This is a genomic window from Stenotrophomonas sp. CFBP 13718 (assembly GCF_014842145.1).
Taxonomy (GTDB): domain Bacteria; phylum Pseudomonadota; class Gammaproteobacteria; order Xanthomonadales; family Xanthomonadaceae; genus Stenotrophomonas.
The window spans coordinates 407,250-431,575 of the sequence record NZ_JACYVC010000001.1; the positions used below are offsets into that span (position 1 = coordinate 407,250).

Sequence of the window (24,326 nt, forward strand, 5' to 3'; positions counted from 1 at the left end):
TAAACCCTCAGAAATTGCGCAGGCGAACGCGCGACACGCCCCACAGGCAGGCCAACAGCACCCCCCAGGCGACCGCCACGCCAGCCTGATGCAGCGAAGATATCGAACGCGCTGCGTACAGCAGCACCGCTCCGACCAGGCCGAGCAGAATATACACGCCCGTCACCCGTGCGTGGCTGAAGCCAGCCTTCACGGCGCGCTGATAGACGTGCTGCGTGTGTGGTTCCATCCAGCGTTGCCCGGAGAGCATGCGGGATGACAGCGTGAAGCCTGCGTCCACAAGGAACACCGCGAGCGGCACCAGCAACAGCAGCCAGTTGATGTCGGTCACCACGCTGGCCAACCCGACAAGCGCCGCGAGCAGGTAACCCAAGGCCCCGCTGCCGACATCACCCATGAAGATGCGTGCGCGCGGAAAGTTGAACGGCAGGAATCCAAGGCACCCGGCCGCCACGGCGATCGCCAGCAGTGCCGCAGGGGTTGGCAGGATCGCGGCGATGGCCAGCGCGGCAATCAAGGCCTGACTGGCGGCGATGCCGTTGATGCCATCCATGAAGTTCCACAGATTTATCAAGGCAGTTGCGACAAAGAACAGCAGGACGGCCTGCACGATGCTGCCCGTTGCCTGCCACACCAGCGCAGCCAGCAGCGCCGATGCCAGCATGTGTACCATCAGCCGCCGAATCGCCGGCAACGGATGATGGTCATCCCACCAGCCGATCCCTGCGACCAGCAACAGTCCCGCGGCGAACACGGCCAGCCCGACCACCGCAGCAGGCCACACCATCGCGCCGGCGGTCGTGCCCAGCAGGACCGTCGCCACGATGGCAATGCCACCGCCACGAGGCGTCGCCACCGCATGGCTGCGCCGCTCACCGGGCTGGTCCAGCAGCTGGCGATGCAGCGCATAGCGGCGTGCCAGCCAGGTCAGGCTGGCCGCCGCGAGGGTAAGCATGCCCAGCGCCTCGAACGCGACAACAGCGTTCATGCGTTACAGCACCGCGTAATTCAGCAGTGGCTTGACCGTGCCCCATTCCTTGCAGCTCGGGCACTGCCAATGGTGCGTGCGTGCGCCAAAACCGCAGCGCGTGCAGCGGTAGGCCGGGTTGCGCACCAGCAACTGGTCGGTGATGTGCTTCAGATCGTGCAGGGTGGCGGTCGGGTCGGCACCCTCGGCCAAGGTGAGGTCGATGAGCGCTGACTCGCCGCGTACCGACGGGCGATCCTTCAACTGGCGGCCGAGGTAGGCACGCGCGGGGGCGACACCTTCCTGCTCTTCCATCAACCGGGTCAGCGCCAGCACGGGCGCGATGCCACGGTAATGTTCCGTCATCTCGGACAGGAAGCTGCGCGCGCCGCCCAGGTCACCGACCTTGCGGTAGTTCTGCATCAGCGGCTGCAGCACTTCCGGCAGGTACTCCGGATCGTTGCGCGCGGCGCGCTCGAAAGCGCGGACGGCGGCTTCGGCGTTGCCGGCATCGGTTTCCAGACGGCCTTCGATGATGCCGGCCCGTACGGACATCGCATCGGCCTGGTAGGCCCGCGCGATGGCTGCCCTCGCCTGCTCCACGTTACCCGCGCCGCGGTGGCGCTCGGCCAGTTCGCATTCGAACTGCCCGACCAGCTTGCCCATGGGCTCGCCGGTGACTTCTTCGAAGCGCAACGCGTTGTCGATCGCCTTTTCCCAGTCCCGCTCGGCCTGGTAGATGCCGATCAGGTGCTTGAGCGCCTGTGGTGCGCGCTGGTCGATCTGTGCCAGTTCGGAGAACACGGTTTCGGCACGGTCCAGCAGGCCGGACTTCATGTAGTCCTCGCCCAGCGCCAGCAGCGCCTGTACGCGCTGGGGATCGCTGAGGTCGGTGCGGTTAACCAGTCCCTGGTGCAGGCGGATCGCGCGATCGACCTCACCGCGACGGCGGAACAGATGGCCCAACGCGACCTGGGTCTCGAAGGTTTCCTTGTCCAGCTCGGCGATGTGCAGGAACAGTTCGATCGCCTTGTCCGGCTGCTCGTTGAGCAGGTAGTTCAGGCCGCGGAAGTAGGTACTGGACAGGCGGCTGACCTGGTTGTCGCCGTGGCGCTGTCCGCCGCGCCGGCCGATGACCCAGCCGGCAACCGCCGCCAGCGGGACACACAGGAAAAACCAGAAGTACTCGGAGACAAATTCCATCTGCGATCAGCGTCCATCATAAGGAGGAGTAACAGCCACACCCGGAGTTGCCAGGGCAGCCTTGTTGGCACGGCGCAGCTGGGCATAGAGCGGAACGACCACGCTCACCAGCACCAGGCCGGCACCGACCACGACCCCGACCAGCAACGCAGCGATCATCGCCACGCCAACCGAGGTATGCAATTCAGTGAAAACCAGGTTGATCGTCATCTCGGTCATGTTGACCGCACCGATGATCAGTCCAATGACCAGCACTGCCAGCAGGACCAGTAAACGGAAAACCTTCATGCGACAGCTCCAGTCACGGAAGACCGTAGCTTATCCGACCCGGTGGGTGGATCGCACGTCGTGATGCAGGATCAGGCCGGATCGGCTTCCTGTGGCACCACATCGCTGACGCGTTCGCGCAGCTCTTTGCCCGGCTTGAAGTGCGGGACATGCTTGCCCGGCAGGGCGACCGATTCACCGGTCTTGGGATTGCGACCCAGGCGCGGCGGACGGTAATGCAGGGAAAAACTGCCGAAACCGCGGATCTCGATGCGATCACCGGCCGACAACGAGCCGCCCATCATCTCCAACAACGACTTCACCGCCAGATCGACATCATCGGCCTTCAGGTGCGCCTGCCGGCGCGCAAGGATTTCGATCAGTTCGGATTTGGTCATTGCAGGCTCTGCTCGAGGGGCTCAAACCCTGAAACGGCCCGGACTGATGTCCGGGCCGTCCAGGAAACTACGACAGCGGCAGACCGATTACTCGGACTTGTTGCCGCCCAGCTGTGCACGCAGCAGCGCGCCGAGCTGGGTCATGCCGGCCGAAGAGGCGGACTGGTAGTCCTCCAGCACTTCGCGCATTTCCGCATCGTCCTTCGCCTTGATCGACAGCTGCAGGGTACGGCCCTTACGGTCCATGCCCACGAACTTGGCTTCGATCTTGTCGCCAACCTTCAGGTGCTGGGTGGCATCGTCGACGCGGTCGACGGAGATATCGCGGGCAGCAACATAGCCCTCGATGCCGTCGGCCAGTTCGATGATGGCGCCCTTGGCGTCAACTTCCTTGACCACACCTTCGATCTTGGAACCCTTCGGATTGACGGCCATGAACTGACCGAACGGATCCTGCTCCAGCTGCTTGACGCCCAGGCTGATGCGCTCGCGTTCCGGATCAACCGCCAGGACCACTGCGTCCAGGTTGTCGCCCTTCTTGAAGTTGCGCACGATGTCTTCGCCAGTGGTCGCCCAGCTGATGTCGGACAGGTGAACCAGGCCGTCGATGCCGCCGTCCAGGCCGATGAAGATGCCGAAGTCGGTGATCGACTTGATCTGGCCCGACACCTTGTCACCCTTCTTGTGGGTGGCAGCGAAGGTTTCCCACGGATTGGCGGCAACCTGCTTCATGCCCAGCGAGATGCGGCGACGCTCTTCGTCACAATCCAGCACCATCACTTCGACTTCGTCACCGACCTGCACCACCTTGGACGGGTTGACGTTCTTGTTGGTCCAATCCATCTCGGACACGTGCACCAGGCCTTCCACGCCCGGCTCGATTTCGACGAATGCGCCGTAATCGGTCACGTTGGAGACCTTGCCGAACACGCGGCTGTTGGCCGGGTAACGACGCGAGATGTTATCCCACGGATCTTCGCCCAGCTGCTTCAGACCCAGCGAAACGCGGTTGCGCTCGCGGTCGAACTTCAGCACGCGCACGTCCAGCTCGTCGCCGACATTCACGACTTCGGACGGATGGCGCACGCGCTTCCAAGCCATGTCGGTGATGTGCAACAGGCCGTCGATGCCGCCCAGGTCCACGAAAGCGCCGTAATCGGTCAGGTTCTTGACGACACCCTTCAGGATCGCGCCTTCCTGCAGCTTGTCCATCAGCTGCTCGCGCTCTTCCGAGTGCTCGCTTTCGACGACAGCGCGGCGCGAAACCACGACGTTGTTACGCTTGCGGTCCAGCTTGATGAGCTTGAATTCCAGCTCCTTGCCTTCCAGGTAGGCCGGATCGCGCACGGGGCGCACATCGACCAGGGAACCCGGCAGGAACGCGCGGACATCCTTGATGTCGACGGTGAAACCACCCTTGACCTTGCCGCTGATGCGACCGGTGATGGTTTCGTTCTTTTCCAGCGCTTCTTCCAGCTCGTCCCACACCATCGCGCGCTTTGCTTTCTCACGCGACAGAACGGTCTCACCGAAGCCGTTCTCGATGGAATCGAGGGCGACCTTGACGACATCGCCTACGGCGACATCGATCTCGCCATCATCGTTACGGAACTGTTCGATCGGCACGATGCCTTCGGACTTCAGCCCGGCATTGATCACCACGACATCGCCGCGGACTTCCACGACGGTACCGCTGACGATGGAGCCCGGCTTCAGCTTGGCCAGATTGGCCTGGCTGGCTTCAAACAGTTCGGCAAAAGATTCGGTCATTAGATTTACTCTGTTGATCACATGGGTCAGCGGTTTCCATCAAGGAACCCAGCCGCCCGCCTGTTGGTCGACCCCGGAAAAGCGGGCCGTGTGTGAAGTGATTAAACCGCCACGCATCATTGCGCGACGGAGCATTTACAACCCTGCGGTGCGTGTTGCGACACCGCCCCGTCGAGGGCGGTTCTCCTGTACGAACGGATCAGGCAGCCGAAACCGGAAGCAGATCCATCACTCGTGCAACGACATCATCGATGCCGATACCAGTGGTATCGATGAGGACGGCATCGTCTGCCGGCTTCAGGGGCGCCACAGTGCGCTGTGCATCACGGGCGTCGCGGGCCATGATCTCGCGCAGGAGGTCATCAAAGCTAACAGAAACCCCCTTGTCATTCAACTGCTTATGACGGCGCTCGGCGCGCTCCTGGGCACTTGCGGTCAGAAACACCTTATAGGAGGCGTCCACGAAGATGACCGTACCCATGTCACGGCCATCGGCCACCAGGCCGGGGGCAGACCTGAATGCGCGCTGCCGCTCCTTGAGTGCGCCACGCACCTCCGGGATGGCGGCAATGGCCGAGGCCAGCGCACCGGTGGTTTCCAGCCGCAGCTCGTCGGTGGCGTCGGTGCCGTTGACCAGCACCCGCATCGTCTCGCCCTGTTCCACGAACTGCACCTTGGTGTCGAAGGTGCAGCGCACCAGCGCCGACGCGTCCGAGGTGTCGATGTCCGCCCAGCTGGCGGCCACGCCCACGGCCCGGTACAGCGCGCCGGAATCGAGGTAGTGCCAGCCCAGGCGGCGGGCCACGATGCGGCTGATGGTACCCTTGCCAGCCCCGGAAGGGCCGTCGATGGTGAGGACGGGAACGAGTGCAGACATGGGGTTTCCAGCAGGTGTGAAGGGGCCATTCTAGCCCCAGCCTGACCGGGTGCTGCGATTGGTCTGTGCAACCACTTGAAACGATGGAGAAAAGTCCGGTAGAATGGCGGGCTTGAACGAGCGTCAACGCAGTATTGTCTCTGGCATATCGCGGCCGCGCTCCACTTGAACACTTACTTTTACACTCAACGTGTACGCCGAGGTATGCCATGAAAGTCCTGTCCTCCCTGAAGTCAGCGAAGGCCCGTCACCGTGACTGCAAGGTCGTGCGTCGTCGTGGCAAGATCTTCGTGATCTGCAAGTCGAACCCGCGTTTCAAGGCGCGCCAGCGCTGAGTTGGCCGGCCTCACGGCCGACCACAGGTCCTTCGCGGGGCCGGTTTGATACAGAAAGCCGCCTCCGGGCGGCTTTCTGCTTTATCCATGTTGTAATCGCGTTTCTTGACCACTGGGGAGTAGTTCGAGATGAAGCGTTGCCTGATGTCCCTGGCCGTGATGGCCACCCTCGCCGCGGCCACACCGGCCCTGGCAGACACCCTGCTGGTGGATCGCGCCGCCGAGAAGCCGGGCATCGCCCTGCCCGTCCGCGGCCAGAGCATGCAGCAGGTGCAGAGCCAGTTGGGCGCACCGGCCGAGCAGTTGGATGCTCGCGGCGGCCAGAAGCGCCAGTGGCCGACCATCAACCGCTGGGTCTACCCGCAGTTCACCGTCTACTTTGAAAAGCAGAAGGTGATCGACGTGGTGGCCAACAAGGCGGCCCCCAACGAGATCGGCCCGAAGCCGCCGATCCGCTGACGAACCCAGCCCGCGCCCGCGCGGGCCAATGCAAGCGAGACCATGAACGAGACCCTACGTTTTCCTGCCGAGTGGGAAGCCCAGAGCGGCGTCCTGATTGCCTGGCCGACGGCCGACACCGACTGGGCCGAGCGCCTGGGCCAGGTGGAAGAGACCTACATCGCCCTGGTGGCCGCGATCACCCGCTTCCAGCCGGTGCTGATCTGCGTGGCCGACGACGACGTGGAGACCTACGCCGAAATGCGCCTGCGCTCCAACCGCATCGACATGGACCGCGTGCACTTCGTCACCGCGCAGTACGACGACACGTGGCTGCGCGACTCCGGTCCGATCACCCTGCAGCGCAAGGACGGCGGCTTCCAGCTGCTGGACTTCCGCTTCACTGGTTGGGGCGGCAAGTTCGATGCCAGCCTGGATGACCAACTGGTCGGCGTGTTGGCCGGCGCGGGCGTGTTCACCGATGCGCCGGTTCGCAGCATTCCCTTCGCCTTGGAAGGCGGCGGCATTGAAACCGATGGCCAGGGTACGTTGCTGACCACGTGGAAGTGCCTGCATGAGCGCCACCCGGACCGTGATCGCGCCAGCCTGTCGACCGACATGGCCGACTGGCTGCAGCAGGACCGGGTGCTGTGGCTCGATCACGGCTATCTGGAAGGCGACGACACCGACGCGCATATCGACACGCTGGCACGTTTCGCGTCCGCGGACAGCATCGTCTACCAGGCCTGTGATGACGCCGACGACTCGCACCATGCCGAGCTGCAGGCGATGGGCGCCGAGCTGGCCGCGCTGCGCACCGTCGATGGCGCGCCGTACCGTCTGTTCCCGCTGCCGTGGCCGCAGCCGGTACTGGACGACGGCCGCCGTCTGGCTGCGTCGTATGCGAACTTCCTGATCATCAACGGGGCGGTGCTGATGCCGGCCTACGGTGATGTCGCCGATGACGCCGCACGGGATGTTCTGGCGGCGGCGTTCCCGGATCGGGAGATCGTGCAGGTGCCCTGCCGGTCGCTGATCTGGCAGAACGGGAGCCTGCATTGCATCACGATGCAGTTGCCGGCGGGGTTGCTGGCAAACGGCTGAGCCCTTCGTGGCTGGCTGGGAAGCGGCAGCTGGGTGAAGGGCCGGGCGGGGAGGCTATGCGGGGCACGCGCAAGTACGTCCATGTAGCTCTTCGCGGCTCCTGCCGCTCAAGGCCCCGCATAGCCTCCCCGCCCGGCCCTCGGACAAGTTCCGTGGGCCGCCCGCCACGTGAAAAATAGAAATGGGCGGGGCTCTGCCCCGCCCATTCTTTTTCCGTTCCGCTTCACCTCTATCGCCCCCGCATAGGGACGTATTCACGGCGATTCCTGGCGATCCCTGCCGCGCCGGCCGGGGCGATGCAGCCGTGCTCCTGAGATTGCAGTTGCCGTCTGCTGTTGACGTTGCCTGCGCTTCTGCCGGCCGCAGGCCAGAACGCCCCCATACCCATCATTCAGCCGCGGCCACGCTGCCCTCGCCCATCCGCGTTAACATGCATGTTTTCCCCTGCAGGAACGCTTTCGGATGAGTCCCCGCCAGCCCCTTACCGTCGCTCTGATCCAGGAGCGCAACCACGGTGATGCCGCCGCCAATCTCGCCGTGATCGAATCCCGTGTCGCTGAAGCCGCAGCCAATGGCGCCAAGCTGGTGCTGCTGCAGGAGCTGCACAATGGCGCGTACTTCTGCCAGCACGAAAATGTGGACGAATTCGACCTGGCCGAGCCGATTCCGGGCCCCAGCACCGAGCGCTTGGGTAAGCTGGCCAAGCAGCACGGTGTGGTCCTGGTCGCCTCGCTGTTCGAGCGCCGTGCCGCGGGCCTGTACCACAACACCGCGGTGGTGTTCGAAAAGGACGGCAGCCTGCTGGGCAAGTACCGCAAGATGCACATTCCGGACGATCCGGGCTTCTACGAAAAGTTCTACTTCACCCCGGGCGATCTCGGCTTCACGCCGATCGACACCTCGGTCGGCCGCCTTGGCGTGCTGGTGTGCTGGGACCAGTGGTATCCGGAAGCGGCCCGCCTGATGGCGCTGGCCGGTGCCGAGCTGCTGCTCTATCCCACCGCCATCGGCTGGGACCCGGATGACCAGCAGGATGAAAAGAATCGCCAGCGCGATGCGTGGGTGCTCAGTCACCGCGGCCATGCCGTGGCCAACGGCGTGCCGGTGCTCAGCTGCAACCGCGTCGGCCACGAACCGTCGCCAATGGGCGCATCGGGCATCCAGTTCTGGGGCAACAGCCACGTGCTGGGGCCGCAGGGCGAGTTCATCGCTGAAGCCGGTGGTGAGGAAACGGTGCTGATCTGCGAGGTCGACCTGCAGCGCAGCGAGCACGTGCGCCGCATCTGGCCGTTCCTGCGTGATCGGCGCATCGACGCGTACGGCGACCTGCTCAAGCGCTACATCGACTGATCCCCTGCCGGAACCTGCGCCCATGGCCGTGCTTATCCGTGATGTCCGCGAGGCTGACATCGCTGCGATCACCGCGATCTACGCGGTGGAAGTGACCGATTTCGTCAACACCTACGAGTACGACATCCCCGACGCGGCTGAAATGCAGCGCCGGATGCAGGACATCGTGGCCCGCGGCTTCCCCTACATCGTCGCCGAGGTTGACGGCGACGTCGCCGGCTATGCCTACGCCAATACCTACCGCACCCGAGTGGCCTATCAGTGGACCGTGGAAAACTCGGTCTATGTGGATGCGCGCTTCCAGGGCCAGCGCGTAGGCACCACGCTGCTGCAGGCGCTGATCGATGCCTGCACCGCACGTGGTTATCGGCAGATGGTGGCCGTGATCGGCGAACCCACCAACACCGCCTCCATCAAGTTGCACGAGCGCTTCGGTTTCCATCTGGTCGGTGTTTTCCAGGGGCTGGGGCGCAAGCACGGCCGCTGGCTCGACACGGTGCAGATGCAACGCGCGCTCGGCGACGGCACTGACAGCGCACCCACCAATGAGTAATGCATGACTGACTCCCTGCCCCGCTCCAGCGATGTTGCTGATGGCGAAGAACTGTTTGCCGGCCAGCCCGTGCGCATCGTCGTACGCGAAGGTGTGCGTTACACGCTGCTGGGCACTGCGCACGTATCGCACACCAGCGTGGAAGCGGTGGAAAAGGCCATCTACAGCGGGCGCTTCGATGCCGTCGCGGTAGAACTGGATCCGCAGCGCCTGCAGGCACTGACCGAGCCGGACACGCTGGCCAAGCTGGATCTGGTGGAGGTGATCCGCAAGGGCCGCGTGGCCCTGTTCGCCGCCAACCTCGCGCTGTCGGCGTACCAGCGCCGCTTGGCCGAGCAGCTCGGCATCGAACCGGGCGCGGAGTTGAAGCGCGCGGTACTGCTCGCGCGTGAGCGCGGGCTGCCCGTGCACCTGATCGACCGTGAGGTCGGCCTGACCTTCAAGCGTGCGTCGGCGCAGCTGGGCTTTTTCGGCAAGATCAAGCTGATGACCGGCTTGGCGGCTGGCCTGTTCTCGTCCGACGAGGTGGGCAGTGATGAGATCGAGAAGCTGAAGCAGGGCGACATGCTCGAATCCAGCTTTGGCGAGTTCGCCAAGGAAAGCCCCGCGCTGTACGACACGATCATCGGTGAGCGCGACCGCTACATGGCGACCCGCCTGCGCGAAGAACGTGCCCTGCAGGGTGTCGAGCCGGCGCAGCGCGAAGTACTGGCGGTGGTGGGTGCCGGCCATCTGGCCGGTCTGGCCACCTATCTGGAAACCGACAATGAGCCGCCGGTGCCGCTGCGTGCGCAGCTGGAATCCGTGGCGAAGAAGCGCAACATTCCGTGGTTCACCCTGGCCATCCTGGCCATCGTGGCAACCGGCATCGGCGTGGGCTTCTACCGCGGCGGGATGGGCGTGGGCACCGAACTGCTGGCGACCTGGGCGATGTACACCGGCGGCCTGGCGGGCCTGGGCTGCCTGTTGGCAGGCAGCCACCCGTTGAGCATTCTCACGGCGATCGTGGTGGCCCCGTTCAAGCCGTTCCGCCTGAGCATTCCCACCGGCGCGTTCGCGGCGCTGGTAGAGACGCGCCTGCGCAAGCCGGCCTACGAAGACTTCCTGAAGCTGCGCGACGACGCGCAGACGCTGAAGGGCTGGTACCGCAACCGCGTCACCCGCGTGGTGCTGACCTTCATGCTGACCAACCTCGGCAGCATGCTGGGCCTGTGGCTGACCGGTTTCCAGGTATGGGGCAAGGTCGCCGCGCAGTAAATCGGGTAACGGCCCCTGGTCGTCACTCGTCTGGCGTTTTCGGAAATCAAACGGCGGGCCATGCGCCCGCGCTGCTGTGCTGCCGCGCTCGAATCATCGCGCGATTTGAAGTAGCAGCCTGTTTGCCAGACAGCCGGAGGTTCGGCAAAAGTGGCCCACGGTGCCTTTGGCCCAGCCCAGCGTGCCGGCCAGCGCAGGCACCAGGCTGTTGACGCTCGTCACTTGATTGGGCCCCGTCCTATTACGCCACCCTCTCCCGCCCCGGAGAATCCTCCATCAGAAGTGACACCCCCTGACGCACCGGACTCCGCGCGGTGCGTAACCCCTGATGAGGACGCCCGCCGTGAAGTTGATCAAATCCGTATTGCCCGCAGTCGCGCTCGCCGGCATCACCCTGCTGTGCACCACCGTGCCAGCCAAGGCCGACGGCATGCAGCCTGAAACCACCATCGTCGTCATCCACGAAGAAGACGGCGAAGCGACGATGAGCGTGAAGAACAGCGATCCGATGTCCGCTCTGTTGCACACCACCATACATGACATTCCAGAAGACACCGAGAGCGTGGTCGTGGTGACGCCACCGATCGCGCGGGTAGAAGCGGGCCAGAGTCAGCTGGTGCGCTTCATCTACCAGGGCGAGCCGCTGGCAACGCAGCGCATGAAGCGGGTTTCGTTCGACACCATCAAGCAGTCCCGCAAAGGTGAAGAAGGCTCATCGGTGGGCGTCAGCGTGCGCCAGAACCTGCCGATCCTGCTTCACCCCAAGGGCCTGCCCCGCAATGAAAAGCCGTGGGAACTGCTTGCCTGGTCGCTGCAGGGTGACCAGTTGAGCGTCACCAACGACAGCGCCTACGTCGTGCGCTTGGCGCAGGAGGTCCACGTGATGCCTTCCGATGCCATGGGGACACTTCCGCGCACCTACCTGTTGCCTGGCGAGCGGTTCACCACGACCGTCGCAGGCGCTGGTAACGATGACCGCGTGCGACTCCAGCCCGCCAGTGTCTATGGCTTCACGGTCAAGGAACATATTGCGCCGCTGAAGTAAGGCTATCCGGCCAGTCCCGCCGCTCGCCCAACCTCATCCGGAGTTCCGCCATGCAGATGTCCACCACTGCCCGCAAGGGCGGCCATGGCGGGGTGTTGCCGACACCCAGCCGTCCGCACGCGCTGGCCTTGGCGCTTACCGCCGCCCTGTTCTGTCCCGCCGGGTACGCCGTGGCGACGGGCAGCGCGTCAATGGCAGACTTCGATGTGGACTCCCTGCGCGCGCGCGGCCTCGATCCTGCATTGGCTGCGTACTTCCGCGAAGCACCGCGGTTCTCCGCCGGCGAGCGCAGGGTCGGGCTGGTCATCAATGGCCAGTCACGCGGCACGCTGGATGCACGCTTCGACGCGTCAGGTGAGCTGCGCTTCGACGCCCGGTTCCTTCAGGACGCCGCCCTGCGGATCCCGCCCGCCCCGCATCAGCTTGCGCCGCCAGAAGCGGAAATTTACGACTTCCTGGGTGCGTGGCCCCAGGCGGTGCTACGACTCGACCCGGCCAATAACCAGGTGGAGCTGGTGGTGCCGGAAGCGGCCCTGGACGAGCGACCTGGCGAGATTCGCCACTACAGCACGGGGGGCGTGGCTGCGCTGATCAACTACGGCGTGAACTCGTCGGTCTTTCGCACCGAACGCGGCACGCGCCGCAATACTAGCGCCAACATCGAGCTGGGCTTGAACGCTGGCGACTGGATCGTCCGCAGCCGCAGTGCGCTGAATGCGGGCGAGGCAGGCGTACGCGTGCAGCAACTTGAGACCTATGCACAGCGCAGCTCGGTGAACCTGCAACAGGTGCTGCAGTTGGGAGAGATCAACGTCACCAGCCCACTGTTCGGCGGTACGCCCATTGTCGGCCTTCAGGTCGTCCCGGAAGAAGCACTGCGTCAAAGCGATGAGGGCGGCGCCTTGGTCGAGGGTAATGCGGCCAGCGAAGCACGCGTGGAAATCCGCCAGGCGGGCATGCTCCTGCACAGCACCGTCGTACCGCCGGGTCCCTTCGCGATCGGTGATTTCCGCGTGCTCAACCGTAACCTGGACCTGGAGGTGACGGTTGAGGAAGCCAGCGGCACACGCAGCTTCATCGTGCCTGCCAGCAGCTTCCGTCGGGCCAGCCTCAGTGTGCCGGGCGCGACGTTCGCGGCCGGCCAGATTCGCCGATTCGGTGGCGAGATGCTGCACGACAACCCCGTGGTTGTCTCCGCAACGACCGCTTGGCGCTCGCGGCGTGCCGATGCGGTGTTCAGCGCCGGGTTCCTCGCCACCCCTTACTACCAAAGCGTGGCAGTGGGTCTGGATACCCCGCTTGCCGCTGCGAGGCTGTCGACCCGTGCGCTCTGGTCGACGGATCGTACCGACGGATCACGCGGCGGCCAGATCGAGGCGCGGATCAGCGCTCCAATCGGTAGCCGGCTGAACCTCAATGTGACCGCCAGCCAGCGAACGGACGGTTACCGCGAGCTGCTCGACGCCACCTATGGTGTTTCGGATCATTGGTCGGCGACGCGCAACAAGCGGCAGTGGAGTGCGGGCTTGAACGTGTCTGGGGGTGTCCTGGGATCGTTCTCCGGATCCTACTCGCCGCGCCAGACGTTCGACGGCCGCAGCAGCAACCGCGTGGGGCTGAGCTGGAGCAAGCGACTGGGGCAATCACTTGTATCGTTGAGCCTTGACCGCGACACCAACAGCAGTCCTACCGGCGCACGCAGGCAGCAGTCGGCCTATCTCAGTGTCACGGTCCCGCTTGGCCCCACCAGTGTTCGCGCCACGGCACGTACGCGCAGCGACTCCACGTATCTCGGCGTTGGGGTGGATCATCAGGATGACAACGGAATCGCCTATCGCCTGTCGGCTGAGCGGGAAATGCATTCTGGCCAGGAGTCGTTGTATGCCGGCATCAGTGCCATCCCGCGCTACGCCCAGGTATCGCTGGGCTACTCGCAGAGCGGCCAAAGTCAAGCGCTTTCCGGGTCGGCAACGGGTGGCCTCTTGGTACACCGCAATGGGCTGACCCTATCACCCTATCCACTTCGCGACACCTTCGGCCTGGTCAAGATCGGCGACCGGGCCGGCACGCGGATCTCCACTCCGGGCGGTACCGTGTGGACCGACATGCGTGGCCATGCCGTTATTCCACAGATGACCGCTTTCGGCGTCAGCCGCATCGAGGTGGAAACCAAAAGCCTGCCCCGCCACTACGAACTGGATAACGGCGTGCGCGTCCTCGAAGCCAGCCGGGGCTCTGTCAGCCGGGTTGAGTTTGGCGTCACCACTACCCGTCGCGTCCTGGCCCGCATCGTTGATGAGCACGGGCAACCCATCGCCAAAGGTACACCGGTGATGGCCGGTGAGGAGTTCGTCACCAGCGTGGGAGATCGCGGCATCGCCTTCATCAACAACTACCAGCCAGACCAGAAATTGACGCTTTCCCTGCCGGAAGCCGCCCAGTGCAGCCTCTCGATCAACCTTCAGCAAGAGCAAAACGAGGATCTCTTCTATGAAAACGCATCGGCGACCTGCCATGTGCTCTAACGCAGCGATGCTGCGACTGCTGTTGATGCTGCCAGGCGCTGCGGGTGCCTGCGAGATTCAGATCAGTCAGCCAAATGTCGACTACGGCCGAGTGCGCCCCTCGGAGCTGATGCCGCGAAGCGGCGGCGCCGCCGAGCTGGGGGCTCGCACGCTGTCGCTGAGCGTGGATTGCACCGCGCCGCGGGCGTTCGCGCTGCAGGCGGATGGGCCCGTTGCCCACGATCCGGAGTCGTTTTCGTTCAGTGAGCACGGCGATGTGCGGCTGACGCTGTTCGATGCCAGGGTGGACGACCGCGCGGTATCGCTTGAGCGGGATCAGGCATCGCCCGCCCTTGCCATGCTGCTGCCGCCTTCGGTCCGCGTGCGCGCGGTGGACGGTGGCCGGCCGGTTGAAGGCAAACGATTCACGGCGCAACTGCGGGTCAACCCACGCCTGACCACGTCGGTTCAGAGAGTGAGCGACCTTGAACCGTTGCGGCTGGATGCACTGATCAGTCTGCTGGACCCCTGAGTCGATAGAACTGCGCTTTCAGCCTGATCCGATGCCTGAGGCGCCATGTAACAGCGAAACTAGTCGTGTCAAGTCCAGGTTCACACCTCGAACCGTAGCGGGCCAGGGCATCTGACCAGTTTGTTCTGCCGCAAAGGCAGCGTCGCCCCTTCAAGGGCGGCTGACAGTCACGGCCATCCTTATCAGGGTGGCCTCCACCCCCAGCGATCACCCGATCGCTTATTCGATGAGGATTTTCCATGAACTTCAAGCACCACGCCCTACTGGGTCTGGCCATCACCGCCGCGTTGGGCTCGGGGCAAGCGCTCGCTCAAGCGGCGCCGTCGGCAAAACTGAGTGTCACCGGCAGTTTTGTCCCAACCGCATGCGTTCCCACCCTGAGCGAATCCAGCATTGACTATGGCGTCGTGGGCGCAGCAGCCCTGAACAAGAGCACGCCTACCTCATTGGGCAGTAAATCCGTCACCTTGACCATCACCTGTAAGGTTCCGGGCGCCGTCGGCGTGCGGATTGCGGATAGTCGCGCTGGCACGGCGGCCCCCGGCGTTACCGGCGTTATCGACGCCCGTACGGGCAATGCGCACGGCTTTGGCTTGGGTGTGATTGCCGATCCTGCCGGCGACCAGCCGATTGGTGCCTACACCGTGCGCATCACCGATGTCAGTTCGACTTCCGGCCCCAAGTTTCTGATGTGGTCGGCTGACAACGGCAGCACGTGGGGCGACTTCGTTGCCTCTGCACTCTTCGCCCCAGGCCAAGACCAGCTGCTTGGCTGGACCGGGACTGCGGGCACCGGTCCCGGTGCCTACGACGTAAGCACGATGCGGGTCAATGTGCTTGCAGGTATTGCACCCACGGACAACCTCACACTGGACAGCGAGGTGGAGCTCGATGGCGAGGCCGTCATTGAGCTGGTCTACATCTAAACCTACATCGAGGAATCAACATATGAAAAACTTCATGAAACTCAGCGCCCTGGCTGCAGCAATGGCTGCCAGTGCGGGCGTCTCGGCCGCCGACGTCAAGCTCGGCGTTACTGGCCGTATCGTGCCGCCGGCATGCACTGTTACGTTGGCTAATGGCGGCGCCGTCTCGTATGGGGCGATAACGATCGATGAGCTGAAAGCGGATGAGCCGGTCAAGCTGGCGACAAAGACCCTCGCCACCACTATCGAGTGTGCCAGTAACGCCAAGTTCGCGCTGCAGTTCATCGACAACAACGCATTGTCGAAGAACGACAAGGTTGCTGATGTTGCCATCCGCGACGCCCGAGACAAGGATGCCGCCAGGCTGTTCGGCATGGGCACAGACAAGTCGGGTAACAAAATCGGTGGCTACTATCTTCGCTTCGACACTGGTGCAAGCGATCAGGACGGAACCGCGATGAGTAGTTCGGTATGGTCTGGCGGCAGCTGGAAAGGCAATACCACCGTCACCCCCGAGGTTGACCGGTCCGGCTGGCGCCTCGGCAGTGCTCCCGTTGGCACGGCGCCGCCAGCGGTCAGCGGAATTGCGGCGTACCTGTCAATCTACCCGGGTGTGGCGGCCACGGATGAGCTCGATGTGACGGATCGGGTGCGCTTCGCCGGTGATGTCAGCATTGTGCTGCACTACCTCTGATCGACCCCGCCGCGTTGATCTTTCCCGATGGGGCGCGTAAGCGCCCCATTTTTTGTGTCTGATCGTGGCCGCCGCGCTGCGTGCATCGTCCAGCACCGCGTAGATCGTCGGCAGAACCAACAGGCTGACCACCGTGAACTAGACACGACCCACGCAGCCGCCCGGTAGCGCCGACCCACGGTCGGCGAGCGCAGCGGGCGTGTCACCCGGACATCCCGCCACGCATGGCTCCGCGCTACCGCAGCGCCGGGGCCTCCACGCCGCGACCGCGCGCCTTGCGGATCAACTGGCCGGCTGCGCTGCGCGCATCGTCCAGCACCGCGTATATCGTCGGCAGGAACAACAGGCTGACCACCGTGGAGAACGCCAGCCCACCGGCAATCGCACGGGCCATCGGGTAATACGGCGGGCCATCGCCGAACATCTGCGTATCGGTCAGCGAGATCGGCACCATCGCCAGGATCGCCGTGCCCATCGTCATCATGATCGGGCGCAGCCGTTCGCGTGATCCTTCCACCAATGCCTGCGTACGCCCCATGCCGTTGCGGCGCAGGTTGTTGATGTGCTCGATCATCACGATCCCGTTGTTCACCACCACCCCCATCAGCACCAGAATGCCGATGAAGGACATGATGCCGAACGAGGTGCCGGTCAGCCAGAACAGCCAGAACACACCGAAGATCGAGAACAGCACACCGCTCATGATCGCAGCCGGGAACAGCAGCGATTCGAACACCGCCGCCATCACCACGTAGATCATCACCAACGCGATCACCAGATTGAACAGCATCTGCTGCATGGCCTCGTCGTCGTTGCCGAAGTCGCCGCCATCGAAGCTGAAGCTGTAGCCCGCCGGGAAGTTCATCGGCTTCAGAACGGCTTCGATCGCCTTCCGACCATCCGGAGCGGTGATCTTTTCAGCAAGGTTGGCCTTGATGGTCAACGTCGTCTGTCGGTTGGTCCGACCAATCTGTGTGGCCGATGACACGATGTCCACCGACACCAGGCTCAGCAGCGGCACGGTGCGGCCATCGCCCGTGCGTACGCTGAAGCCGGCAAGGTCTTCCGGCGTGCTCTTCTCGGCACCGGCGAAACGGACCCACACCGGCACCTCGTTGTCACCGCGTCGGAACTCCCGCATGGGCGCGCCACGCAGCGCCAGACCCACGAAACTGGCGACCTGCTCGGCGTTGAAGCCGAACGCCGAGGCGCGCTCGCGGTCAACACGGATCGCCAGTTCGCTGCCCTTCTCCCCGTTGTCGATGCGCACATCGCGCAGTTCCTTGCGCTGGGCCAGCAGCGGCAGCACTTCCTCGCCGATCTCCTGCAGCATCGAACTGGAATCACCGACCAGCTGCACCTGCACGCCGCTGTTGCTGCTGCCGGAATCACCGCCCTGGTTGCCGACGAAGTAGTCGGCCCGCGCGGATTTCGGCAGCCCCTTGCGCATCTCTTCCTGGATCGCCTTCAGACCACCCGCGTGCGCCTCGTCGACCGTGACGATGGTCGAGCTGCCTTCTTCCTCGCTGTACCAGGAATACACCTGGGTGATGTGCAACCGCTCGCGGTTGGCGTCCAGCCAGTCCTCCACGCGCTTCACTTCATCGGACATCTGCCGGTAGGTGTAGGCGCTCTTCCACATGTAGCCGATGAACACGTCCTTGCCGCCTTCGCCGCCGAACATGTCCACCTTGGTCAGCTTCATCGGCACCAGGCTGACCAGCACCACCAGCAGGATGCCCAGCAGGCTCCAGCCACGGTGGCGCAGCGTCCAGTCCAGCAGCACGGCATAGCGGTCCTGCAGGCGCGCGATGACACCCGTTTTGGAATGCAGCAGCTTGGGCGTATCCATGCGCGCGGACAGCATCGGGATCAGGCTCACCGCCACCAGCCACGATGCCAGCAGGGACACCGAGATGGTGATCGCGATCTGCGACATGAAGATGCTGATGTTGTTGGTCTCACCGAACAGGTTCGGCAGGAACACGATGCAGTGGCACAGGGTGCCGGCGCTGAGCGCGATGGCTACGTTGCGGGTGCCGATGATCGACGCCAGCCGCGGCTGGTCGGGTATCCGTTCGCGCTCCTGGTAGATGCTTTCCACCACCACCACGGCGTTGTCGACCAGCATGCCGACCGCCAGCAGCAGCCCCATCATGGTCAGGATGTTCAGCGTCACCCCGACGAAATACATGAAGCCCAAGGTGATGATGAAACAGATCGGGATGGCCAGGGTCACCATCAGGGTGGACGGCCAGTGGCGCAGGAAGAAGAACAGCACGGTCACCGACAGGATCAGGCCCACCGCACCGGCTTCGGCCAGCTCCAGCAGCGACGAGGTCACCGTCTTGCCCTGGTTGTCGATGACCTTGATCTGTACGTCGCGCATGCTCGGCTGCGCGCGGATCGCTTCCACTTCAGCCAGTGCAGCGCGCGAAACCTCCACCAGGTTCGCACTGCGTTCCTTGAAGACATCCAGGCCGATGGCCGGGTTGCCGTCCAGCCGGCGACCGTAGCTCATCCGCGTGGGCTTCAGGCGCACCTCGGCGATGTCACCCAGCCGCAGTCCCTTGGCATTGATCACCAGGTCGCGCATCTCCTGCAGGTCGGTGATCTCGCCTACCGGCTGCACGCGCACGCGCTGGCCGTTGTCATCGATCTGCCCCGCCGACAGCGAGAAATTCAGGGTCCGCAGACGGTCGCTGAGTTCATTGATGCTCAGCCCATGCGCGTTGAGGCGGTTCGGGTCGATGGCGATCTCGACCTCATTCGGTGGCGCACCGGAAATGTTCACCCGGGCTACGCCGGGAATGCGTTCCAGCCGCCGCTTGAACTCGCGGTCCAGCATGTCATACGCACCGGTCAGGTCGGTGTCGCTGGCAAGCCGCACCTTGAGCACCGGCTCGTCGCTGCTGGACCACTTGAACACGTTGTAGCGCTGCAGGTCGTCGGGCAGGTCGCTGCGGATGGCATCGATGCGTTCGCGCGCGTCGGACGCGGCGATGGCGATGTCACGGTCCCAGTCACTGAACTCGATGAAGATGCTGGCCCCTTCCGATGTCGCCGAAGAGCGCATCCGCTTGATCCCGGTCATCGTGGCCAGGCTTTCCTCTACCGGCCGGATCACCGTGCGCTCGACTTCTTCCGGCGTGGAGCCCGCGTACGGCACCTGCACGAACAGGAACGGTGCGGTGATGTCCGGTAGCGCCTCCAGCGGCAGCCGGAACGAGGCGATCAGGCCTACCACCACCAGCGACACGAAACACATGATGGTGGTGACCGGGCGGCGGATGGAGAACTCGGCAATGCTCATGCCGCGCGCTCCGGGTGACCTTCCACGGCGGACCCGTACGCCAGTTTGCGGCCGCGCTCACGGTAGTAGGCATCGCCCTTGCGGTCCATCAGGTCGTACACCACCGGAATCACCAGCAAGGTCAGCAGCGTGGACACCAGCAGGCCGCCGATCACGGTGATCGCCATCGGCGCGCGCACTTCGGCCCCCTCGCCCATCGCCACAGCCAGCGGCAGGAAGCCGAACAAGGTGCACAGCGTGGTCATGATGATCGGGCGCAGGCGCGAGCGAGCGCCTTCCACCAGCGCCTCGTGCTTCGCTACGCCGGCTTCGCGCAGCTGGTTGACCTTGTCGATCAGGATGATCGCGTTCTTGGTCACCAGCCCCACCAGCAGGATCAATCCGATGAACACCACCACCGAGATCGGCTTGCCACTCAGCAGCAGTGCCAGCACCGCACCGACCAGGGCCAGCGGGATGGTGAACAGGATGACGAACGGATGCAGCAGGGATTCGAACTGCGAGGCCATCACCAGGTACACCAGGAAGATCGCCAGCCCGAAGGCGAAGATCAGCGAGCGTGCGGACTCTTCCAGCTCTTCGCCCTGGCCCCCGATGTGCATGCCCACCGCTGCGCCCAGCGGCTGCTCGGCGACCATCGCCTGCACTTCGCGCATCGCCGCGCCCAGGTCGATGTCGCGCAGGTTGGCCGACACCACCGCCACCCGCGTCTGGTCAGCGCGATGGATCTCGCTTGGCCCGGTGGTGGCCACCACTTCGGCCACGGCATCCAGGGTCACCGGTCGGGTACTGCCCGGATTGACGATCAGCCGGCGGATGCTGTCCACGCTGGCCCGGTCGCCTTCCTGGGCCCGCACCAGCACGTCGATCTTACGGTCACGGAAGCTGTAGCGCGTCGCCACGTCACCGCGCACCTTTTTGACCACCACATCGGCGATCTGCCGTGTGGTCAGCCCCAGTGCACCGGCACGTTCCTGGTCAAAGCGGATCTGGATTTCCGGGAATCCTTCTTCCACCGTGGATTTGACGTCAGCGTAGTGCGCGTTGTTGCGCAGCATCGCCGCCAGCCGTTGCCCGGCCAGCTCCAGCGAGGCCATGTCCTGCCCGCGCAGTTCGATTTCCAGCGGCGTGGAGAAGCTGAACAATGCCGGCCGCGCGAAGTCCACCTGCACCCCCGGGTGCGTCGCCATGGTGGCGCGCAGCCGATCGCTGATCGCCGCTTCGCTGCGTGCGTTGCCGCCGCCTTCCATCACGACGGTCAGCTTGCCGATGTTCTCGCCACTTTCGGTCGGACTGGCATCCAGCCGCGTGCCGGCGCCGCTCACCCCGTACAGCGATGCGATGCCTTTACCGGCCGGCTGTTTGCCGTCGCCGTGGGTCAGCTGCAGTTCGCGCACCAGGGCATCGGTCTGCTTCAGCGGGGTGCCGGCCGGCAGCTTGACCGTCATTTCAAAGCGATCCTGCGCCAGTTGCGGAATCAGGTCCGCACCCAGCATCGGCACCAGCGCCATCGTGGCAACGAACGCCAGCGCGGCCAGCCCGAGCACCTTGCCCGGATGGGCCAAGGCATTGGGCAGCAGGCGCAGGTAACCGCGCTCCGCACCCGCATAGGGCTTCATCGCGACGTCGCTGGCTTTGCGCATCACCGGGCCGACAACGGCCACGATGCCGCGCCACACCCGCACCACCAGCCAGGCCGCGCCGAAGAAGGTGTACCGGATACCGGCCATGGCCCCCCGCCGGCCGCCCGCTACCGGCTTCAGCCAGCGGTTCTGCGGACGCCATGCGTCGGTCGCCGGTTCTTCCGGGAACGCCAGCGGAGGGCGTCCTTTCAGCGAGCTCAGCATCGGAATCAGGGTCATCGACACCAGCAGCGAGATCGCGATGGCGATCGCCACGGTCAGCGCCTGGTCGCGGAACAGCTGGCCGGCAATGCCATCGACGAACACCAGCGGCAGGAACACGGCGATGGTGGTCAGGGTGGACGCTACGACCGCCATGCTGACTTCGCGGGTACCGGCAATGGCCGCCTGCAGCACCCCCAGCCCGCGTTCGCGCGCTTTGGCGATGCTTTCCAGCACCACGATGGAGTCATCGACCACCAACCCGGTCGCCAGTGCCAGGCCGCCCAGCGACATCACGTTCAAGCTCAGGCCCAACTGGCCCATGAAGAAGAACGTGGTGATGATCGAGACTGGCAGCGACAGGCTGATCACGAAGGTGCTCCAGCCGTCACGCAGGAACAGGAAAATGATCAGGATCGCCAGCAGGCCGCCGATCACCGCGTCTTTCTTGACGTCGCTGATTGCGTGTTCGATGAAGCGCGACTGGTCTTCGATGGTGGTCAGTTCGGCATCGGCCGGGAAGGTGGTCTTGATCTGCTCCAGCCGCGCGCGCAGCGCTTCGGCCGTGGTCACGGTGTTGGCGTCGCCTTCTTTGTAGATCGCCAGCTCCACCGCTTCCTTGCCACCGAGGCGGATGATCGCTTCGCGCTCCTTGTAGCCCTGGCGCACGGTAGCGACGTCCTTCAACCGCACCGGCACACCGTTGGCCACCACGCTGGAACTGCCGCCGGATGCACTCTGCGCCGCCGATGCCGCCGACATCGCCGCATCCGAGCCGGTGGCCGCCGCGATCGCGAACATCTGCGCCATTGCCGAGGCGGCAGCGCTACCGTTGGACGACTGGCTGGTGATCAGCAGGTTGCGGATCTCTTCGAGGTCGGCGAACTGGTTCACCGTCCGCACCAGGAAGCGCTGCGACCCCTCTTCCAGACGCCCGCCGGAGATGTTGACGTTCTCTTCCTTCAGCCGCTGGATGACCGTGTCGATCGGCAGGTTGAGCTGCGCCAGTTTCTGCTGGTCGATGTCCACTTGGATCTCATCTTCCAGGCCGCCACCGACCTTCACCGCGGCCACGCCGGCCACCGGCTCCAGCTTCTTCTTCAGGTCTTCGTCGGCGTAGCGACGCAGGCCGGTCAACTCACGGATCGCCTCGGCATCGCTGGCCGGTGCTTCCTTGCTGGATATCACCAGGCGCATGATCGGTTCGGTGGACGGATTGAAGCGCAGCAGCACCGGGGCCTTGGCCTCCAGTGGCAGGTTCAGCGCTTCCATCTTGTCGCGCACTTCCAGGCTGGCCTGGTCCATGTTGGTGCCCCACGCGAACTCCAGCACCACATCGCTCTGGCCGGTGCGCGAAATGGACTTCAGCTTGCGCAGGTTCTTGACCACCCCGACCGCTTCTTCCACGGGCTCGGAGATCAGGGTTTCGATTTCAGACGGCGCCGCGCCGGTGTACTCGGTGCGCACGGTCAACGTGGGATAGCTGAGGTCCGGCAGCAGATTCACCTTCAGGCTGCCCAAGGCGATCAGCCCGAACAGGATCAGGGTGACCGTGCACATGGCGATGGTCACCCGGCGACGCGTGGCGAACTCCACCAGGCCGCCGCCCATGCTGCCGGGGCCGTGACCCTCGTGGGGGTCGCGACCGTGGTCGTTGCCGGCCGATGTCATGGGGCGCTCCCTGCCTTGGTCGCCGGCGTGGCCTTGGTCACCTGTTTGGGATCGGCGGGCACGATGACCTGCACGGCCGTGCCGTCGCGCAGCGCGACCTTGCCGGCGGTCACCACCTGATCGCCGGCGGCCAGCCCTTCGCGCACCTCGATCCACGCCCCTTCAGCGTAGCCCAGGGTGATCGGCACGCGCGCGACCTTGCCGGCACGCACGCGGAACACGGCCGGATCCCCATCGTCCAGCAGCGCCAGGCGCGGTATCACCAACGCATTGGCGCGCTGGTCGTAATCGATGCGGATGCGGCCGAACATGCCCGGCTGCAGCGACTGCACGCCGCCGTCGAAGGTACTCACCACACGGAAGGTGCCACTGCCCGAATCCACCACCGGCGAAATGCGGTCCACCTGGCCGGTGAAGCGCTGGCCGGGCAGTGCATCGGCCAGCAGGGTCACCGGCTGGCCGGCACGCAGCGTTGCCAGCTCGCGCTCGGGCACGTTGAGCGTGGCTTCCAGGCGGGAGTTGTCGACGATGCGGAAGATCGGCGTATTGATCTGCACGAAGTTGCCGGTCTTGATCGAGCGCGACGCGATGACCCCGCTGATCGGTGCGGTGACCGTGGTGTAGGAAAGTTCCAGCGTGGCCAGCCGGTACTGCGCGCGGGCGTTTTCCACGTCGTAACGCAACTGGTCGACATCGGCGGCGCTGACCATCTGCTGGCCGACCAGCCGGTTGGCGCGCTGGTAGTTGTTCTCCAGTTTGCGCATCACCGCCTCGCTCTGGGCGACGGCCAGGCGCGCGCGGTCCGGGTCCAGGCGCACCAGCGGCTGGCCGGCACGTATCTGCTGGCCTTCTTCCACCAGCACCGCCAGCGCCACGCCGGACGTCTTCGCAACGACCTGGGCTTCAGCGCGCGGTTCCAGTGCCGCCGTGCCGGTGTAGCTGGCCGCAACGCCGCGATGGCTGGCCACGGCCACTTCCACCGGCACGGACTCGACCTTCTTCTCGTCGGTCTTGCCATCCTTGGTTTCCGCTGCCTTGGCTTCGGTGTTGGGGCCCCCTGCGCAGCCGGACAGCAGCAACGAGGTGGAGATGAGCAGCGCGGCGGCGCAGATTCCGCTGCGGCCGGCGGGCAGGAAGGCATGGCGTGACATCGTCGGGTCCCTGGGGATGCGTGAACAGGTGTGGTAGCAAAGTAATGCACCACCTCACGGGTACACCATATCCCAAAGGTCACGGTGACTTCACGCCACCGGTCGGCTCCTGCCCATTTCAGCAACA

The 24,326-nt window shown here is 64.6% G+C and carries 20 protein-coding genes; 11 read left to right on the forward strand and 9 right to left on the reverse strand.

Annotated elements, in window-relative coordinates:
* Positions 1-7 precede the first annotated feature (7 nt).
* The 6 genes from IFT58_RS01740 to cmk form a co-directional block, all read right to left on the reverse strand.
* Positions 8-988 carry a glycosyltransferase family 4 protein gene (locus tag IFT58_RS01740; RefSeq protein ID WP_192093748.1) on the reverse strand — a complete coding sequence of 327 codons (981 nt, stop codon included), beginning with the start codon at positions 986-988 and terminating at the stop codon, positions 8-10.
* A 3-nt stretch (positions 989-991) separates the two neighbouring features.
* A complete protein-coding gene (gene lapB / locus IFT58_RS01745; protein ID WP_188324270.1) occupies positions 992-2,170 on the reverse strand; it encodes a lipopolysaccharide assembly protein LapB in 1,179 nt (392 codons plus the stop codon).
* A 6-nt stretch (positions 2,171-2,176) separates the two neighbouring features.
* Positions 2,177-2,458, reverse strand: a complete 282-nt coding sequence (locus IFT58_RS01750; RefSeq protein WP_188324271.1) for a lipopolysaccharide assembly protein LapA domain-containing protein — start codon at positions 2,456-2,458, stop codon at positions 2,177-2,179.
* Positions 2,459-2,529: 71 nt separating this feature from the next.
* On the reverse strand, positions 2,530-2,835 hold the full coding sequence (locus IFT58_RS01755; RefSeq protein WP_188324272.1) for an integration host factor subunit beta: 306 nt from the start codon (positions 2,833-2,835) through the stop codon (positions 2,530-2,532).
* Positions 2,836-2,922: 87 nt separating this feature from the next.
* The gene (gene rpsA / locus IFT58_RS01760) at positions 2,923-4,605 is read right to left on the reverse strand and encodes a 30S ribosomal protein S1 (RefSeq protein WP_188324273.1); all 1,683 of its coding nucleotides are present in this window, start codon (positions 4,603-4,605) and stop codon (positions 2,923-2,925) included.
* Between the two features lie 199 nt (positions 4,606-4,804).
* Positions 4,805-5,482, reverse strand: a complete 678-nt coding sequence (gene cmk / locus IFT58_RS01765) for a (d)CMP kinase (protein ID WP_192093749.1) — start codon at positions 5,480-5,482, stop codon at positions 4,805-4,807.
* A gap of 209 nt (positions 5,483-5,691) precedes the next feature.
* On the opposite strand from cmk, the gene ykgO reads away from it, so the two are divergent.
* The 11 genes from ykgO to IFT58_RS01820 all read left to right on the forward strand — a co-directional run bounded on the left by ykgO (position 5,692) and on the right by IFT58_RS01820 (position 16,220).
* Complete coding sequence (gene ykgO / locus IFT58_RS01770) at positions 5,692-5,817, forward strand: type B 50S ribosomal protein L36 (RefSeq protein ID WP_005409283.1); 126 nt, start codon at positions 5,692-5,694, stop codon at positions 5,815-5,817.
* 129 nt (positions 5,818-5,946) lie between these two features.
* A complete protein-coding gene (locus IFT58_RS01775; protein WP_192093750.1) occupies positions 5,947-6,276 on the forward strand; it encodes a hypothetical protein in 330 nt (109 codons plus the stop codon).
* Positions 6,277-6,318: 42 nt separating this feature from the next.
* Complete coding sequence (locus tag IFT58_RS01780) at positions 6,319-7,359, forward strand: agmatine deiminase family protein (RefSeq protein WP_192093751.1); 1,041 nt, start codon at positions 6,319-6,321, stop codon at positions 7,357-7,359.
* 462 nt (positions 7,360-7,821) lie between these two features.
* Positions 7,822-8,709 carry a carbon-nitrogen hydrolase gene (locus IFT58_RS01785; RefSeq protein WP_192080681.1) on the forward strand — a complete coding sequence of 296 codons (888 nt, stop codon included), beginning with the start codon at positions 7,822-7,824 and terminating at the stop codon, positions 8,707-8,709.
* A gap of 22 nt (positions 8,710-8,731) precedes the next feature.
* Entirely contained in the window at positions 8,732-9,262 is a 531-nt protein-coding gene (locus IFT58_RS01790) for a GNAT family N-acetyltransferase (RefSeq protein WP_188324278.1), read from the forward strand.
* 3 nt (positions 9,263-9,265) lie between these two features.
* Positions 9,266-10,519: a TraB/GumN family protein gene (locus IFT58_RS01795; protein ID WP_192080680.1), complete on the forward strand. Its 1,254-nt coding sequence runs from the start codon at positions 9,266-9,268 to the stop codon at positions 10,517-10,519.
* 343 nt (positions 10,520-10,862) lie between these two features.
* Positions 10,863-11,564 carry a fimbria/pilus chaperone family protein gene (locus IFT58_RS01800; protein WP_192080679.1) on the forward strand — a complete coding sequence of 234 codons (702 nt, stop codon included), beginning with the start codon at positions 10,863-10,865 and terminating at the stop codon, positions 11,562-11,564.
* Positions 11,565-11,755: 191 nt separating this feature from the next.
* Positions 11,756-14,089, forward strand: a complete 2,334-nt coding sequence (locus tag IFT58_RS01805; protein ID WP_192093753.1) for a fimbria/pilus outer membrane usher protein — start codon at positions 11,756-11,758, stop codon at positions 14,087-14,089.
* Between the two features lie 7 nt (positions 14,090-14,096).
* Positions 14,097-14,600 carry a hypothetical protein gene (locus tag IFT58_RS01810; protein ID WP_192093754.1) on the forward strand — a complete coding sequence of 168 codons (504 nt, stop codon included), beginning with the start codon at positions 14,097-14,099 and terminating at the stop codon, positions 14,598-14,600.
* A gap of 239 nt (positions 14,601-14,839) precedes the next feature.
* On the forward strand, positions 14,840-15,526 hold the full coding sequence (locus tag IFT58_RS01815) for a DUF1120 domain-containing protein (RefSeq protein ID WP_192093755.1): 687 nt from the start codon (positions 14,840-14,842) through the stop codon (positions 15,524-15,526).
* 22 nt (positions 15,527-15,548) lie between these two features.
* The gene (locus IFT58_RS01820) at positions 15,549-16,220 is read left to right on the forward strand and encodes a DUF1120 domain-containing protein (protein WP_192093756.1); all 672 of its coding nucleotides are present in this window, start codon (positions 15,549-15,551) and stop codon (positions 16,218-16,220) included.
* A gap of 235 nt (positions 16,221-16,455) precedes the next feature.
* Here the strand turns inward: IFT58_RS01820 and IFT58_RS01825 are convergent, their stop codons facing one another.
* From IFT58_RS01825 to IFT58_RS01835, 3 genes are read right to left on the reverse strand one after another with little or no spacing between them, the layout of a single operon-like run.
* Positions 16,456-19,533 (reverse strand): efflux RND transporter permease subunit, encoded by a 3,078-nt coding sequence (locus IFT58_RS01825; protein WP_192080674.1) that lies wholly within the window; start codon positions 19,531-19,533, stop codon positions 16,456-16,458.
* The gene (locus IFT58_RS01830) at positions 19,530-23,048 is read right to left on the reverse strand and encodes an efflux RND transporter permease subunit (protein WP_192093757.1); all 3,519 of its coding nucleotides are present in this window, start codon (positions 23,046-23,048) and stop codon (positions 19,530-19,532) included. Before IFT58_RS01830 ends, IFT58_RS01825 begins: the two co-directional genes overlap by 4 nt.
* The gene (locus IFT58_RS01835; RefSeq protein ID WP_192093758.1) at positions 23,045-24,199 is read right to left on the reverse strand and encodes an efflux RND transporter periplasmic adaptor subunit; all 1,155 of its coding nucleotides are present in this window, start codon (positions 24,197-24,199) and stop codon (positions 23,045-23,047) included. Before IFT58_RS01835 ends, IFT58_RS01830 begins: the two co-directional genes overlap by 4 nt.
* Between the last annotated feature and the right edge of the window lie 127 nt (positions 24,200-24,326).

Excerpts from the sequence above, each read along its gene's own strand:
- IFT58_RS01755 (WP_188324272.1), bottom strand. The coding sequence starts at position 2,835 with ATGACCAAATCCGAACTGATCGAAATCCTTGCGCGCCGGCAGGCGCAC.
- IFT58_RS01775 (WP_192093750.1), top strand. The coding sequence starts at position 5,947 with ATGAAGCGTTGCCTGATGTCCCTGGCCGTGATGGCCACCCTCGCCGCG.
- IFT58_RS01795 (WP_192080680.1), top strand. The coding sequence starts at position 9,266 with ATGACTGACTCCCTGCCCCGCTCCAGCGATGTTGCTGATGGCGAAGAA.
- IFT58_RS01805 (WP_192093753.1), top strand. The coding sequence starts at position 11,756 with ATGGCAGACTTCGATGTGGACTCCCTGCGCGCGCGCGGCCTCGATCCT.
- IFT58_RS01810 (WP_192093754.1), top strand. The coding sequence starts at position 14,097 with ATGCTGCGACTGCTGTTGATGCTGCCAGGCGCTGCGGGTGCCTGCGAG.
- rpsA (WP_188324273.1), bottom strand. The coding sequence starts at position 4,605 with ATGACCGAATCTTTTGCCGAACTGTTTGAAGCCAGCCAGGCCAATCTG.
- IFT58_RS01750 (WP_188324271.1), bottom strand. The coding sequence starts at position 2,458 with ATGAAGGTTTTCCGTTTACTGGTCCTGCTGGCAGTGCTGGTCATTGGA.
- IFT58_RS01825 (WP_192080674.1), bottom strand. The coding sequence starts at position 19,533 with ATGAGCATTGCCGAGTTCTCCATCCGCCGCCCGGTCACCACCATCATG.
- IFT58_RS01780 (WP_192093751.1), top strand. The coding sequence starts at position 6,319 with ATGAACGAGACCCTACGTTTTCCTGCCGAGTGGGAAGCCCAGAGCGGC.
- IFT58_RS01835 (WP_192093758.1), bottom strand. The coding sequence starts at position 24,199 with ATGTCACGCCATGCCTTCCTGCCCGCCGGCCGCAGCGGAATCTGCGCC.
- IFT58_RS01790 (WP_188324278.1), top strand. The coding sequence starts at position 8,732 with ATGGCCGTGCTTATCCGTGATGTCCGCGAGGCTGACATCGCTGCGATC.
- IFT58_RS01815 (WP_192093755.1), top strand. The coding sequence starts at position 14,840 with ATGAACTTCAAGCACCACGCCCTACTGGGTCTGGCCATCACCGCCGCG.
- IFT58_RS01785 (WP_192080681.1), top strand. The coding sequence starts at position 7,822 with ATGAGTCCCCGCCAGCCCCTTACCGTCGCTCTGATCCAGGAGCGCAAC.
- IFT58_RS01740 (WP_192093748.1), bottom strand. The coding sequence starts at position 988 with ATGAACGCTGTTGTCGCGTTCGAGGCGCTGGGCATGCTTACCCTCGCG.
- cmk (WP_192093749.1), bottom strand. The coding sequence starts at position 5,482 with ATGTCTGCACTCGTTCCCGTCCTCACCATCGACGGCCCTTCCGGGGCT.
- ykgO (WP_005409283.1), top strand. The coding sequence starts at position 5,692 with ATGAAAGTCCTGTCCTCCCTGAAGTCAGCGAAGGCCCGTCACCGTGAC.
- lapB (WP_188324270.1), bottom strand. The coding sequence starts at position 2,170 with ATGGAATTTGTCTCCGAGTACTTCTGGTTTTTCCTGTGTGTCCCGCTG.
- IFT58_RS01830 (WP_192093757.1), bottom strand. The coding sequence starts at position 23,048 with ATGACATCGGCCGGCAACGACCACGGTCGCGACCCCCACGAGGGTCAC.
- IFT58_RS01820 (WP_192093756.1), top strand. The coding sequence starts at position 15,549 with ATGAAAAACTTCATGAAACTCAGCGCCCTGGCTGCAGCAATGGCTGCC.